14 protein-coding genes are annotated in these 14,032 nt (G+C 66.3%); 2 read left to right on the top strand and 12 right to left on the bottom strand.

The annotated features are described in order from the left end of the window. Window positions 1–141 precede the first annotated feature (141 nt). Complete coding sequence (locus ABIE00_RS05310) at window positions 142–1,260, bottom strand: winged helix DNA-binding domain-containing protein (RefSeq protein WP_354257686.1); 1,119 nt, start codon at window positions 1,258–1,260, stop codon at window positions 142–144. Between the two features lie 246 nt (window positions 1,261–1,506). Here ABIE00_RS05310 and ABIE00_RS05315 point away from each other — a divergent pair, with 246 nt between their 5' ends. Continuing rightward, the gene (locus ABIE00_RS05315; protein ID WP_354257689.1) at window positions 1,507–2,475 is read left to right on the top strand and encodes a hypothetical protein; all 969 of its coding nucleotides are present in this window, start codon (window positions 1,507–1,509) and stop codon (window positions 2,473–2,475) included. 57 nt (window positions 2,476–2,532) lie between these two features. On the opposite strand, the gene asd is transcribed toward ABIE00_RS05315, so the two are convergent. The 11 genes from asd to ABIE00_RS05370 form a co-directional block, all read right to left on the bottom strand. After that, window positions 2,533–3,663, bottom strand: a complete 1,131-nt coding sequence (asd, locus tag ABIE00_RS05320) for an aspartate-semialdehyde dehydrogenase (protein ID WP_354257692.1) — start codon at window positions 3,661–3,663, stop codon at window positions 2,533–2,535. A gap of 76 nt (window positions 3,664–3,739) precedes the next feature. After that, window positions 3,740–4,141 carry a hypothetical protein gene (locus tag ABIE00_RS05325; RefSeq protein WP_354257695.1) on the bottom strand — a complete coding sequence of 134 codons (402 nt, stop codon included), beginning with the start codon at window positions 4,139–4,141 and terminating at the stop codon, window positions 3,740–3,742. After that, window positions 4,128–4,781 carry a hypothetical protein gene (locus ABIE00_RS05330; protein ID WP_354257698.1) on the bottom strand — a complete coding sequence of 218 codons (654 nt, stop codon included), beginning with the start codon at window positions 4,779–4,781 and terminating at the stop codon, window positions 4,128–4,130. The genes ABIE00_RS05325 and ABIE00_RS05330 overlap by 14 nt, the downstream gene beginning before the upstream one ends. A 9-nt stretch (window positions 4,782–4,790) precedes the next feature. Further along, on the bottom strand, window positions 4,791–5,870 hold the full coding sequence (locus ABIE00_RS05335; protein ID WP_354257701.1) for a WXG100 family type VII secretion target: 1,080 nt from the start codon (window positions 5,868–5,870) through the stop codon (window positions 4,791–4,793). 119 nt (window positions 5,871–5,989) lie between these two features. Continuing rightward, the gene (locus ABIE00_RS05340) at window positions 5,990–6,208 is read right to left on the bottom strand and encodes an NF038396 family protein (RefSeq protein WP_354257703.1); all 219 of its coding nucleotides are present in this window, start codon (window positions 6,206–6,208) and stop codon (window positions 5,990–5,992) included. Window positions 6,209–6,211: 3 nt separating this feature from the next. Next, window positions 6,212–6,796 (bottom strand): dihydrofolate reductase, encoded by a 585-nt coding sequence (locus tag ABIE00_RS05345; RefSeq protein WP_354257706.1) that lies wholly within the window; start codon window positions 6,794–6,796, stop codon window positions 6,212–6,214. Then, a complete protein-coding gene (locus ABIE00_RS05350) occupies window positions 6,793–7,596 on the bottom strand; it encodes a thymidylate synthase (RefSeq protein ID WP_354257708.1) in 804 nt (267 codons plus the stop codon). The genes ABIE00_RS05345 and ABIE00_RS05350 overlap by 4 nt, the downstream gene beginning before the upstream one ends. A gap of 90 nt (window positions 7,597–7,686) precedes the next feature. Further along, window positions 7,687–8,658 carry an NUDIX hydrolase gene (locus ABIE00_RS05355; protein WP_354257710.1) on the bottom strand — a complete coding sequence of 324 codons (972 nt, stop codon included), beginning with the start codon at window positions 8,656–8,658 and terminating at the stop codon, window positions 7,687–7,689. Between the two features lie 11 nt (window positions 8,659–8,669). Next, window positions 8,670–10,919, bottom strand: a complete 2,250-nt coding sequence (locus ABIE00_RS05360) for an RNA degradosome polyphosphate kinase (RefSeq protein WP_354257712.1) — start codon at window positions 10,917–10,919, stop codon at window positions 8,670–8,672. Between the two features lie 104 nt (window positions 10,920–11,023). Beyond that, window positions 11,024–11,995, bottom strand: coding sequence for a mycothiol synthase (gene mshD, locus ABIE00_RS05365; RefSeq protein WP_354257714.1), 972 nt, complete (start codon window positions 11,993–11,995; stop codon window positions 11,024–11,026). Between the two features lie 279 nt (window positions 11,996–12,274). Then, the gene (locus ABIE00_RS05370) at window positions 12,275–12,973 is read right to left on the bottom strand and encodes a winged helix-turn-helix transcriptional regulator (RefSeq protein WP_354257717.1); all 699 of its coding nucleotides are present in this window, start codon (window positions 12,971–12,973) and stop codon (window positions 12,275–12,277) included. Between the two features lie 221 nt (window positions 12,974–13,194). On the opposite strand from ABIE00_RS05370, the gene ABIE00_RS05375 reads away from it, so the two are divergent. After that, window positions 13,195–13,986 (top strand): permease, encoded by a 792-nt coding sequence (locus ABIE00_RS05375; protein ID WP_354257720.1) that lies wholly within the window; start codon window positions 13,195–13,197, stop codon window positions 13,984–13,986. Window positions 13,987–14,032 lie beyond the last annotated feature (46 nt).

A 14,032-nucleotide genomic window follows, 5' to 3' on the forward strand; every position in this document is an offset into this window, starting at 1 on the left:
AGCAGGCAGCCTAGGCCAGAGTGGCCGGTCTCACGCCATGACCGGCCCTTAGCCGCTCGACCGGCCCCGCCCCGGGCCGGTCTTGCGGGGCAGGGACGGCCTTGCGGGGCTTGGCCGGTCCTGCGTGCGGGGCAGGAGCCGTCAGGAGGCCAGGAACCGCCCGTACCGCTCGGCAGCCCGGCGGAAACCCGCGAGGGCCGCCGGACCCAGGGGTTTCGTGTCGTCGAAGGGAACGGGCACGACGGCGGCCGTCTGGCCGTTCCCTTGCCTCGCCCAGGTGCCAGTCACCTCGCCGCCGGCGACGATGGCCTTCTTGAACACCCCGTTGCCGCCGGGGACGATCTTCTGCGCGTGCTCGGGCGGCAGCACGATACTCCGGTCTGTGTAGCCGAGGACGAACTCGTCGAACCCCGGCAGGGCAAGGACCGTGCGCTGCCCGGGCACACCGTCGTCCAGCAATGCGGCGGCTTCCGGCGACAGCCAGTACTGGGTTCCGTCGTGCTCCAACTCAACCAACTCGCCGCTTACCTCCGGCAGGGCCCGCCGGACTTCAGTCAAGGGAATGCTGGACCACCAGGCGAAGTCGCGCAGGGTGGCGGGTCCGTGCCCGCGCAGGTATCGCAGCAGCAGTTCCGCGATCCCCTCCTCACGGCCCAGATCCCGTGAGGACGTGATCCAACGGTCGAACGCAACGAACTTCTGCTGGTTGCTGTCCAGCGGCCCGAGGACCAAGGAGGCACTCTGACACAGCATCCACAGCAGGTGGATCCCGCGCTGGGCCTTGGTGGCCTGGCCGGCAGCTTCGAAGGCCGCGAACAGCTCTTCCCGGCTCGCGGCCCGTCCGCCGTCGACCACGCCGAGGGCTACTTCGCGGCATTTCTCCACGTCGGCGCTGGTGATTTCCAGTTGCCGGTGCCGCCCGGCCGTACCCTGGACCATGCGGGCCGTGGTGATGTTTAGGATCCACTGCAGATCCTCAGGCGCCAGCAGGTGCAGCGTCCCGCGCATGGGCCACGAGCGGACGACCGCACCGTCATCCAAAGCCCTGCGGACATCGCTCAGTCCCGCGCCGGGAACACGGACACCCACAGCCCACAGCGCCGACTGGAGATCCTGTGCCTGCATCGCGCCCATTGCCCGGACGGCCGCCCGGACGGCCTCCGGCACGCCGTCGAACCCGGGCCCCAGAAGCCCCTGCGACGCCAGCCGCAGCCGGCCCATCACCTTGGACGAAATCCGGGTCTTTACCGTCGCTGCCATGAGCCCATCCTAGGACGCTTCGGATTGCTGCAGGGGCGACCGGCCTCGCCCCGCATTACCGGCCCGGGCCGGGACCGCTCCTGCGGCTAAGGGTCGGTTTCGATATACTCAACCCGGCTTTGGTCCTGCGGCCCAGAGCTGGCCGGAACGCGGTCCGGCCGCGACTTGTCCACATAGAGCAAGCCACGCCTGTCCTCCGGCCCATCGCAGGGAGAACCTTGAAGCATGCGGCGAGAGGAACTCCACGTGGCTATCGAAGCGCTGTGGCCAACCCTACCTGTGGCTTCGACCCGGCAGCTTGTGGAGGCAGGCATAGGCGACAGGCTCCTGACCGGAGCGGTCAGAAACGGTGTCCTGTTCAGGCTCCGCCGCGGCGCTTATGTGCGCAGCTCACACTGGAGCCAGCTCAAGCCTTGGGAGCGTGACCACCTCAGGATCCAGGCCCACTATGAGAGTACCGGCGGTACATGCCGCTATAGCCACGTCAGCGCAGCCCGGCTTCATGCCTGCAGTGTCTGGAACTGCGGGCCACAGATCCACGTGACAACCGGCTATTCAAACTCGAGGACCAGCACCGGCCCGGACGTGAAGACCCATCTTTTCGCGCTCGACGACTCCGATGTCAGCACACTCCCGCTGGCTGACGGGAGGGAAATCTACGTGACGAGCCTGGAACGCACAGTCCTCGACTGCGCACGCCTGCTGAGGCTCAATGAAGCAGCTGTAATCGGCGACCACGCGCTGCGGAAGGGCGCGGACTTGCCCAGGATGTTGCAACTGCTGGAGCAAAGCAACATCAAACGCGGTCGCCGCCGAGCGCTGACTCTGTTGGATGCCCTTGACGCCCGATCGGAATCCGCCGGAGAGACGCGCACGCGCCTGCTTCTGCGAGAGGTTGGCATCGACGGCTTCGAACCGCAGTACGAGTTGACCACACCGGCTGGATTGTTCCGTGCAGATTTCGCCGATCCGTCACGGCGGGTCATCATCGAGTTTGACGGCAAGGGAAAGTACAGCGACTTCGGGCCCACCGACGAGGTGCTGCTGGCCGAACGTGCCCGCGAGAACGCCCTGACCGAGGAAGGATGGATTTTCGTGCGGCTGGAGTGGCCGCATCTTGCTTCGCCAGCTGACGTCAAGCGGCGGGTCTGGCCGCCACCGCACGGGCGCGGATACAAAACCGGCCCTGCTCCGCATGAGCGGCCGGACCCTTGAAACAGTGGGCTGGGCCGGTGGTGCGGGGCAGGGCCGGTGGAGTCGGTCGAAGCCTGGTTACAGCGTGCCGGTGGCGATCTTGAGCATGCGGCGCAGCGGCTCGGCGGCGCCCCAGAGGAGCTGGTCGCCGACGGTGAAGGCGCTGATGTACTGCGGGCCCATTTCGAGCTTGCGGATACGGCCCACCGGAATGGTCAGCGTGCCCGAGGCAGCCACGGGGGTCAGGTCGGCCATCGATGCTTCCTTGGAGTTGGGCACCACCTTGGCCCACTCGTTGTCTGCGTCGAGCAACTTCTCGATCTCGGCAATGGAGAGGTCCTCGCGCAGCTTCAGGGTGAGCGCCTGCGAGTGGGAGCGCATGGCCCCGATCCGCACGCAGAGGCCATCCATGATCACGTGGTTCTCCTCCGAGGTACCCAGGATCTTGTTGGTCTCGACGCCTGCCTTCCACTCTTCCTTGGACTGGCCGTTGCCGAGATCGGCGTCGATCCAGGGGATGAGGGAGCCGGCAAGGGGCACACCGAACTGGGTGGCGTCGACGCCGTTGCGCTGGTGGGCCAGCACCTTACGGTCGATGTCCAGGATGGCCGACGCCGGGTCATTCAGTTCCGTGCTGACCTCAGCATTGAGGGTGCCGAACTGGCTTAGCAGCTCGCGCATGTGCCGCGCGCCGCCGCCGGAGGCGGCCTGGTAGGTCATGGACGTGCCCCACTCAACGAGGCCGTTCTTGAAGAGCCCGCCGAGGCCCATGAGCATGCAGGAGACGGTACAGTTGCCGCCAATGAAGTCCTTGACGCCGTTGGCGAGGCCCTTGTCGATGACGTCTCGGTTGATCGGGTCAAGGACGATGATCGAGTCATCGTTCATGCGCAGGGTGGAGGCGGCGTCGATCCAGAGGCCGTCCCAGCCCCGGCTGCGCAGCTCGCCGTGGACCTGCTTGGTGTAGTCTCCGCCCTGGGCGGTGACAATAATCGGCAGCTTCGCCAAGGTCTCGACGTCGAACGCGTCCTCGAGCTTACCGGCCCCATCAGCGAAGGACGGGGCGGCACCTCCCGCGTTTGAGGTGGAGAAAAATACCGGGTTGATGCTGGCGAAGTCGCCCTCGTCCTGCATGCGCTGCATCAGGACGGAGCCGACCATGCCGCGCCAACCGACCAGTCCAACGGACGGAGTAGCTGCTGTAGTCATTTAGCCAGTTTATCTTTGGATCAGGCAGGCCGCAGTCGGTTACGTCACGGCTCCTGGCGCGTTCGACGCAAAGACCTCAGTCCACGGGCCGTGGAAGGTTGCGGGCTTTGCGCAGTTTCTCGGCCCGGCGCTCCTTGGCATACGCGGACCACGCCGCCAAGGGAACGAAAATCCCGACAGGCACAACCCACCAGACCTCGCCCAGGATGCCCCAGGTGCCGTCGAGTGCAATGCGGACAATGCCGTATACGATCCCGCCCGTGAACAGCGAGGCAAGAACCGCCAGGACGAGCAACCCGGCGGAGCTGTTGACGGGTTTCACGAGGCCGTGGCCGTCGTCTTTGCGCACGCCATATTCGTCCGGCGTGTAGCCCACCGTTTCCCCGTTCTCGGCGCGGCGGTAGATCAGCTTGCCGTCGGGGGCCTGGGACGGAACGTAGCCCGGCTCCTGCGGGACACCCTCGCTACGCCTCGCCACGGGCATCCTCAATCGCTGCCAGCAGTCCGGCATCATCAAGGCCTGCCGTTTCTGCCACCTCGTCCTTTTCGAAATCGGGAACGCCGGTGGTCCACGAGGTCTCTTCACGGCGGATCAGGAGGTGCTGCTCGGAGGCCAGGGTCTTCAAAACCAGATAGGCGGAGCCGCCGGGGTTTTGTTCGACATGCTGGCGTACCACCCGGAGCGTCGCCTCCGCCGAGGAAATGGCGGGATCCTGGGCGAAGACGAACCAGGTGCCCAGGAGCCGGGGCTGCAGCATCAGGGAAACACCGGGTGCTTCCAGCAGTGCCACGTTGTCCATCGACTCGCCGGTCAGCAACGAGATCTCGGTCCACCGGGTCGCCTGGCCGAGTGCCGTGGCCACAGCGGCGGCCACACCTTTCACGCCGAGATCACCGTCGTCATCAACCGCAGCCAGGTCGCGTGCCAGCAGCGAAGAGGCGCCGGCCGTGGACAGGGTGACGTCGTCGATCATCTCTTCAGCACGGAAGACGCTGACTGAACGGTCACGGGCAGGGCCCTCGAAAACGTTCAGCAGGTAGGCGAACTCGCCCACGCCGAAGCCGATGACGTCGATGCCGAGGCGCGGTTCCTGCTGGGTCGGGTCCTGAACAGTCATGCTTGTCTCCTAATCGCCGAATCCGAGGAACTTGCCCACGGACTTGCCTGCATCAACCAACGTATCCTTCGTGTCGCTCACGAACTTTCCGGGGTCCTTCACGGCGTTGACGACTCCTTCGCCGATGTCCTTGCCGACGCTGCTGATAGTGTCCCAGTTCTCGTACACCGCGATGCCAACGCTGGCCACCTGGCAGACAGTCCCGGCAGGAGGCGGCAGGAAGCACCCGACACCCAAGAGGCCCTTACCCGCGCTGGCCAACCCGCCCTTGATGTCGCCGTCGGCAAAGCTCTTGACGGAGTCGTAGGCGCTGAAGCCGACGCCGGCCCAGCCAAGTCCGCGGGCGAGGCCCGACTTGCCCAGCCACTCGAGCTTGGTGCCGGCGCCGAGCCAGGGCTTCTCCTCCAGGACAGGGCCCAACTTGGAAAGAAAGCCGATGTGCTTGTTCAGGTTCTTTAGAGACGCAATGTCGGTGGCCTTGTCGATCAGCCCGAGCCCGCGGTGGGCGGACGCCGAGCCCTTCAGCAGGTCATCGAGTGCCGGGTTGCCGAGCAGCCGGTGCGCTGCGAAACCCGGCCCGCCGATGCGGTGCCTACCCTGCAGGAAGGACTTGATGAAGTCCGCCCGCTGGTTCTTCAGCACCCAGCCGTACTGGCTGAGGTGCTTGGCAAGGGTAAACGGGGCCTTGATGAACTTGTGCAGGGTCATGCCCGCCTTGAGCGCCCCAACACCCCCAAGCAGCACGCCGCCCAGCACGCCTGGCAGCGAAGAGCCGGGATCGCCCAGGGTGACGGGGCCGCCGCCGGAGCCCGGGGCGGCATCGCTGGCCTTCTCCTGCTCGTTGGCGTTGTCCAGCAGCTTCCGGGACTCGTCCTTCAGGGCGCGGGCCGTCCGCTGGATGAGCGCCCGGTGGTTGCCGTTCCAGTCCGAGCGGAACTGCGTGGCGTCATTGCCCTTCCACGAAGGGTTGTTGTTGATCTGGTTGGTCAGCTGCGACGACGTCTGCAGCAGGGTGTCGGAAACCTTACCGAACTGCTGCGCTAGCGTGCGAAGCTGCGCGACGTCGGCGCCCCACAAATTACCTGTCACTGCGGCATCATCCCCCAAATCCTGACCGCCCCGGACGGGGGACGGTTGCTGCTAAGTCCAGCCATCACTCTAGTTCGGGCCCATGCCCGCCGCGATGGGCAGCACTCCCCATCCGGACGCTACTGGCGGTCCGGCTCCTCGAACAGCGCATTCTTGCGGGCGCGCAGGGCAAAGAAGGCGCCGAAGGCGAATACCTGCGTCACCACCACCAGAACGATGATGCCGGCGATCTTGTTGCCGCCCAGGATCATGGTCAGGCCAACAATCGCGGACAGCAGTGCCAGTAAAGGCAGCAACATGTAGCCGAGCACAAAGAGGGTTTCGGGTTTACGCAGCATCTTCTAACCTTCTGAGCGGTTCCACTTGGTGAACCGGTAGCGGGTGCCGTTGGCCCCCGTCAGCCAGCCGTCGGAGGGCACGGACGGGCCGGCCACCCACCCGTCGCCGAGCTCCGGGGCGTACGTGTCGCCGTCGGCATCCACATCGATGGTGGTGACCACCGCGACATTGGCCAGGCCGGTGGCCTTTTTGAAAATTTCGCCGCCGCCGACGATCCAGACTGCTTCGCAGCCCGGGGCGAACTGTGATTCCAGCAGGGCGTCGTCGAGGGATTTGACGACGACGGCGCCCTCCGCCTCGGGCGTGCTGCCCCAGTTTTCCTGCCGGGTGATGACGATGTTGGTCCGGTTGGGCAGGGGACGGTACTTCGCCGGGAAGGAGAGCCAGGTCTTGCGGCCCATGATGACGGGATGGCCGGTGGTTACCCTGGTGAAGTGTTTCAGGTCCTCGGGCAGGTGCCACGGCATGTCGCCGTCCTTGCCGATGACGCCGGCGGGGGTCTGTGCCCACACGAGCCCGATCCCTGACATCCCTGCGGCGATGTCCTCGCTGAAAGCCTGCCCGTCCATAGTGCCCTCCGTGCTCATACGGCGATCGGTGCCTTGATCGTGGGATGGTGCCGGTAGCCCACCACTTCGAAGTCGTCCAGCGTGTAGTCGAAGATCGACGCCGGCTTGCGGGTGATCTTCAGCTGCGGGTACTCGTACGGTTCCCGGTCCAGCTGCTTCAGGACCTGGTCCATGTGGTTGTCGTAGATATGCACGTCGCCGCCGGTCCAGACGAATTCGCCGGGCTCGAGGCCGGTCTGCTGCGCCAGCATGCAGGTGAGCAGCGAGTACGAGGCGATGTTGAACGGCACGCCCAGGAACATGTCCGCCGAGCGCTGGTACAGCTGGCACGAGAGCTTGCCGTCCGCAACATAGAACTGGAAGAACGCGTGGCAGGGCGGCAGCGCCATGTCCTTGAGCTCGCTCACGTTCCAGGCCGAGACGATGTGCCGGCGCGAGTCCGGGTTCGACTTCAGGCCCTCCACGAGCTCGGCGATCTGGTCGATGTGACCGCCGTCCGGGGTGGGCCAGCTCCGCCACTGAACGCCGTAGACTGGCCCGAGTTCACCATCGGCATCGGCCCACTCGTTCCAGATGGTGACGCCCTGGTCCTGCATCCACTTCACGTTGGAGTCGCCGCGGAGGAACCACAGCAGCTCGACGGCGACGGACTTGAAGTGCACCCGCTTGGTGGTGATCAGCGGGAAGCTTTCGCCCAGATCGAAGCGTATTTGGCGCCCGAAAACGCTGCTGGTTCCGGTGCCGGTGCGGTCTGATTTGTGCGTGCCGTTGGCCATGACGTCGCGCAGAAGGTCTTCATAGGGCGTTGGGGTGCTCACCCGTCCAGTCTATGGGATCTGCATAACGCCCTTCGGCATTGCCTATTACGCTTCCATCGCCGAGCCGACCAAGCCAACACCCCGCAACCCTCAGTCGTCGAAGGGTTTGAACTGCTCCACGGACACGATTCTGCTCCTGCTGCCGTGCGCCACATGGCAGATGATCATTTCCCCCGGGGCGAGGTACGGGTCAGCCACCGGCAGCAGTCCCTTGAGCCGCGGGGTCATGTAACCGGCAAGCTGGCCCAGCACCGTGGGGAGGGCGGGCCGGTGGGTGCACAGCACCACCGCGCGCTGCTTGTCGAACAATGCGTCGACGACGGCGGCCGTTTTTTTCGGGTTCCGGGCATGCCGGTGCTCCGTCAGGGCATCCACCAGTTTCACCTTGGCATCCGAGGACTTGACGTAGGGGGCGATGGTGGCCACGCAGCGCAGCCACGGGCTGCTGACCACGCGCAGCGGTTTCCACGCCTTCAGCAGCCTGTGCACCGCCTGCGCCTGGCGGACGCCGGTGGCGGCCAGGGGGCGCTCTCCCTCCGCCTTGGTCCACGAGGATCGCGGCTTGGCCTTGGCATGGCGCACGACGACGAGCGGCCAGGTTTGCAGTTCCTCGCGGGCATGCGCCGCGGCCAGGTATTCCAGCGGCGCCCGGTCCGAGGGGTTGGACAGCAGTTCGGCCGCACGCTCCGGGGCGCACCACATGACGCTGTCCACCTCCTTGCCGTCGGGCCGCAGGGAATTGCCGGTCACCTCGACGGCCCAGTAATGAACAACCTTCAGTCCGGCGGAGACGTGGTAGTGGATGGGCGGGAGCGGGATGCCGAGGGGCGCCACGAGGCCGATCTCCTCCTCCACCTCGCGGACGGCGCACTCGGGCACCGTTTCCCCGGGGTCAAGCTTGCCCTTGGGCCAGGACCAGTCGTCGTATCGCGGGCGGTGGATCAGGAGGACTTCCAGCTGGTCCTTCTTGACGCGCCAAGGAACGGCGCCGGCGGCCGTGACGGCGACCGGCTCGCCCGGGTGATCTGTCTGATCCGCAATGGGTGAGTCGCTGCTCTTCAAAGGCCGGGTTCCTACCGTCGGACGACGGCGCGCTGCCGGGAGCGTGATGCCAGGAGCCAGGACTGGACGTCGTCAAGCTTGCGGCCGTCCTCGCCGATGTGGTGGCGGGTCCACTCCCCGTCGCTGTCCAGGTGCCAGCTGGACGTCTCGGGGTCCATGTACCGGCGCAGCAGGTCCAGGACGTAGGCGGTGTCCTCGCCGCCGGACAGTTGCACCAGTGCCTCCACCCGGCGGTCCAGGTTGCGGTGCATCATGTCCGCCGAACCGATGTACACCACGGGGTCGCCGCCGTTGCCGAACGCGAACACGCGCGAGTGCTCCAGGAAGCGGCCCAGGATGGAGCGGACCGTAATGTTCTCGCTGAGCCCGGGGATGCCGGGGCGCAGCGAGCAGATGCCGCGGACAATGACGTCCACCTTCACGCCGGCCTGCGAAGCGCGGTACAGGGAATCGATGATGGCCTCATCCACCATGGAATTGACCTTGATCTGCACCCGCGCGGGAATGCCTGCCCGGGCGTTGCGGATCTCGCCTTCGATCCTGTCGATCAGGCCCGAGCGCACGGAGCGCGGCGCCACCAGGAGGCGCTTGAAGGTCGACTTGGGGGCGTATCCGGACAGCTGGTTGAACAGCTTGGTGAGGTCCTCGCCCACCTGCTCGTTGGCCGTCAGGAGGCCCAGGTCCTCGTAGTAGCGCGCGGTCCGCGGGTGGTAGTTGCCGGTTCCGATGTGGCAGTAGCGGCGGAGGCCGTCCACCTCCTGGCGGACCACGAGGGAGAGCTTGCAGTGGGTCTTCAGGCCCACGATGCCGTAGACCACATGGACGCCGGCTTGCTCCAGCTTGCGGGCCCAGGAGATGTTGGCCTGCTCGTCGAAGCGGGCCTTGATCTCCACGAGGGCCAGCACCTGCTTGCCCGCCTCGGCGGCATCGATGAGGGCGTCCACGATGGGGGAGTCACCCGAGGTCCGGTACAGGGTCTGCTTGATGGCCTGCACCTTGGGATCAGCCGCCGCCTGTTCCAGGAATGCCTGGACGGATGTGGAGAACGAATCGTAGGGGTGGTGCAGCAGGATGTCGCGGCGGCGCATGGCGGCGAACACGTTCGCCGCCTTGGATGTCTCGGACTCGTTCAGGTACCGGGACGTGTGGGGCACGTGCTTGGGGTAGTGCAGGTCCGCACGGTCGATGCCGGCGATCACGGACAAACCACGGAGGTCCAGCGGCGCCGGAACGGAGTAGACCTCTGACTCGTCCACACCGAGCTCGCGGATCAGCAGTGCCCGGATGTTCGGGTTGATGTCGTTGGTGACCTCGAGCCGGACTGGCGGGCCGAACCGGCGGCGCAGCAGTTCCTTCTCGAGCGCCTGCAGGAGGTTCTCGGCGTCGTCCTCTTCCACCTCGACGTCCTCATTGCGGGTGACGCGGAAGGTGTGGTGCTCCAGGACCTCCATGCCGGCGAAGAGCTGGTCCAGGTGGACGGCGATGACTTCCTCGAGGGCGATGAAGCGGGCCACGCGGCCGGGCACGGAACCTGCCCGGGGGCCGTCGATGGAGATCATGCGGGGCAGCTGGTCCGGGACCTTGACACGGGCGAAGAGCTCCTTGTCGCTGACCGGGTTCCGCACCACCACGGCCAGGTTCAGCGAAAGGCCCGAAATGTACGGGAAGGGGTGGGCGGGGTCCACGGCCAGCGGGGTGAGGATAGGGAAGACCTTCTCCGCGAACATGGCGCTGAGCCGGTGCCGGGCGTCGTCGTCGAGTTCGTCCCAGTGCATGAGGTGGATGTGCTCGTATGCCAGGGCCGGCCGGATCTGTTCTGCGTAGACCTGGGCGTGCCGCTGCTGCAGGCGGTGGGCCGCCTCGCCGATCTGTTCCAGGACCTGGACGGGGCTCAGCCCGGCGGGGGAGGGGACGGCGAGCCCGGTGGCGATGCGGCGCTTCAGGCCGGCCACCCGGACCATGAAGAATTCGTCGAGGTTGGAGGCGAAGATCGAGAGGAAGTTGACGCGTTCCAGCAGGTACAGGTCGGGGTCTTCGGCAAGTTCGAGGACACGGGCGTTGAACGCGAGCCAGCTCAGTTCGCGGTCCAGGAACCGGTCCGGGCTGATCTCACCGTCAGGTTCCAGGATGGCTGCGAACTCGGGGATGTCGATGCGGTCCTGCGTGGCGCGGGACGCCGGCACTTCGGAGGAGCCGAACCGGGCACGCGCAGGGGCCGCCTTGATTTCGGTGGTGGCTGTTCCGGCGGATTCCGGTTGCATGCGCTCTCCTTGAGTACTGGCGGGTTTAGTTTCAACCTTACAAGCATTAACCCGTCCGGGACCCGAAGATTTCGGGGCCGCGGCAGGCGGGCCGGAGGGTGCGGTCAGCGTCCCTGGAGCGGCCCGTACATGACGTCCATGTCCCAGCGCGTGAAGCCCAGCCGCCGGTACAGCGAGACGGCCGGGGTGTTGTCCGCATCCGTGTACAGCATGACGGCGTGCAGGCCCTGCTGCTGGAGGTGCCGGATCCCGGCGATGGTCAGCGCCTTGCCCAGGCCCATGCCCTGCGCGGCCGGCGTAACGCCCACCACATACACCTCGCCGATGGCCGGATGAGGTCCGTGCTGCGGATGCACCTTGGTCCAGTGGTAGCCGAGGAGCCGCCCGTCCCGGTCCTCGGCCAGGAGGAAACCCGCGGGGTCGAACCAGGCTTCGTCCATCCGGGCCTGCAGGTCGGCCCTGGTGAGGGAGCCCTGCTCCGGGTGGTGCGCGAAAGCCTGACGGTTGGCCACGAGCCAGGCCTCCTCATCCTTGCCCGGCACAAAGGCGCGGATCGAGACCCCGTCCGGAAGACCGGCGTCGGGCAGGTCAGCGGCGGCGGTGGTGAGCCGCATCTTCCACAGCTCCCGGACCGGTCCGTAGCCGTACCGGGCTGCCAGGTCCGCGGCTGCCTCATGGTTGCCGTGCGACCAGGCCTTCAGCCCGTCCAGGCCGCGGGAGGACTTGAGCGTGCCCACGAGCCGGTCCGCCACGCCCTGGTTCCGGTAGCTGGGGTGCACCGCGATTTCCGCGACGCCCGTCCCGTCCGGCTCCTCGACGACGACCGCGAAACCGGCCAGGTCCTGTGCGGTGGCAGGGTCCGACTGCTCGTCGGGGGCGTAGAGGGCAAGGGTCAGCAGCGTGTGCGGGCCAGTGTCCGCCGCGCGCATGGTCACGAGCGTCTGTTCGGAAATGGGGGGATTGCCATCCGATTCCTCGGCGGCGGCCAGCAGGGCACGGACATCCCGCAACAGCTCGTCATCCACGCCGCCCTTGATGACAAGGACAGGCCATTTCTCGGGGTGTGCTGGACTCATGCTGTAAGGCTATACGGACGCCGCCCGGGCGTGCCCGATTTGGAAGCCGCCCGGGCGTGCCCGATTTGGAACAGGCCGTGGCGCCCCGTATAGTCGTTACCTCAGCCGGCAATCATGCAGGTTGTGAGGGGGATCCACCACTGGGGTGGCCTCGATACGTTCGACCCGTATGTCCTCCACGTCTAAGTAAGTTAGAAAATGCAGAACGGCCCGGCTCTCGTGAGCCGGGCCGTTCTGCATTTTCGCTTTTGTTGGGCCTTGGATACGGGGCTCCGGGCCCTACGCCTCCGTGAGTTCATCCTCCTGCTGGCGCATCAGCGTGAGCCGGTAGCCCACGTTACGCACCGTGCTGATGAGGTTCTCGTGGTCGGCGCCCAGTTTGGCGCGCAGCCGCCGGACGTGGACGTCCACGGTCCGGGTGCCGCCGTAGTAGTCGTATCCCCACACCTCCGTGAGGAGCTGCTGCCGGGTGAAAACCCGGCCCGGGTGCTGCGCGAGGTACTTCAGGAGTTCGAATTCCTTGAAGGTCAGGTTCAGTGCCGCGCCGTTGACACGCGCCGTATAGCTCGCCTCGTCAATTACGACGCCGGCAGCCCGGATTTCGGAGGGAGCCTCCTCCTGCTCCGGTACAGCCCGGGCAACACAGAGGCGGATCCGTGCCTCCACTTCGGCCGGCCCCGCCGAATCGAGCACGATGTCATCCACGGCCCAGGCGGAGGAAACGGCCGCCATGCCGCCCTCGGTGAGGATCAGCACCAGCGGTGCGCTGAGGCCGGTGGCCTTCAGGAGCTGGGTCAGGGAGCGGGCGCCCACGAGATCTTTGCGCGCATCCAAAAGGACGATGTCGCAGGGGTCTGTCTCCAGCAGCGCGGTGGGCTCCGCGGGCAGGATGTGCACCCGGTGGTTCAGGAGTTCCAAGGCAGGCAGAATGTCCACCGATGACCCGGTGCTGTTGGTCAGTAACAGGATGTGCGACATTATTCCTCCAAGGGGCTGTCCGCGCATCGTCGGGCGACTGAGCTGATGTTTGAGTATACCCAACGGCTCCCGGACCGACACTGATGGGCCGCACCCGCGTGCCTTGTTTACGACATATGGCGTTCAGATAGGGCAGGATTGAAACCGTCAGGGGGCCGAGCCCTGCCCGCCAACGGCACAGCCAGGATGAGGTCGCAGCAGATTTGAGTGCAGAGTCCGAGATGAGTACGCCACGGCCGGCCCGCGAGGTGATCCCTCCGGCCGCTGAAGGCCGGACGCTCCAGTCATGGAGCATCGGAGTCGTTGGCCTGGCGGGCCTGGCCACGCTGGTGGCCAGTGTCTTCCGGACTCCGGATGTCCTCCTCGCGGTGGCCGTGCTTTTTGCCCTGGGGATCGGTGTCGGCTGGCCGCATTACCTGGATATCCCTGCCAAGAAAACCCTCGCCGCCGTGATCGGCCTGTCCGGGGCAGGCTCGGCCGTTGCGGCCACTTTCGCGGCCGCCCCCGGCTATCTCAACTGGACGCCGGGCTTCATCGCACTGGGTGTCACCGCGGTCTTCCTTGTCCAGCTGGTGCGCGGCACCGGCCAGGCGCAGCGCCTCGAGTCGACGCTCGGCTGCAGCGTGGGGGTCCTGCTGTCCTGCCTGGGGTCCGGCTGGATCGCCGGCGCCAGGTTCAACGGTGTTAAGGAGATGGTGCTGGTGGCTGGGATCAGCGCCGCCGTCGCACTGCTCGCCGGCCTCATCCGGTGGCCGGACCGGATTATTGCGCCCCTGGGCATCACCCTGGCCGGACTGGCGGGGCCGCTGGCCGGGCTGGTGTTCTCGGACATCGCCGTGTTGCCCGCTGCCGTGTTCGGCGTGGTGGTAGGGGCAGTCCTGGTCAGTTTCCGCCGGCTGGTGACCCTTCGCGGGGCTCCGCTGAACTTTCCGGCTGCCCTGGGCATGGGTTTGGCGCCGATCGCGGCGGTCGGTTCGCTCGCTTACTTCATAGACAAACTACTCATCTCCTGACGGGTTAGGATGGCATCATGTCCGTACTTGCATTTGAAATCTTCTT

Source organism: Arthrobacter sp. OAP107, from assembly GCF_040546765.1.
In the GTDB taxonomy this organism is placed as follows: Bacteria; Actinomycetota; Actinomycetes; order Actinomycetales; family Micrococcaceae; genus Arthrobacter.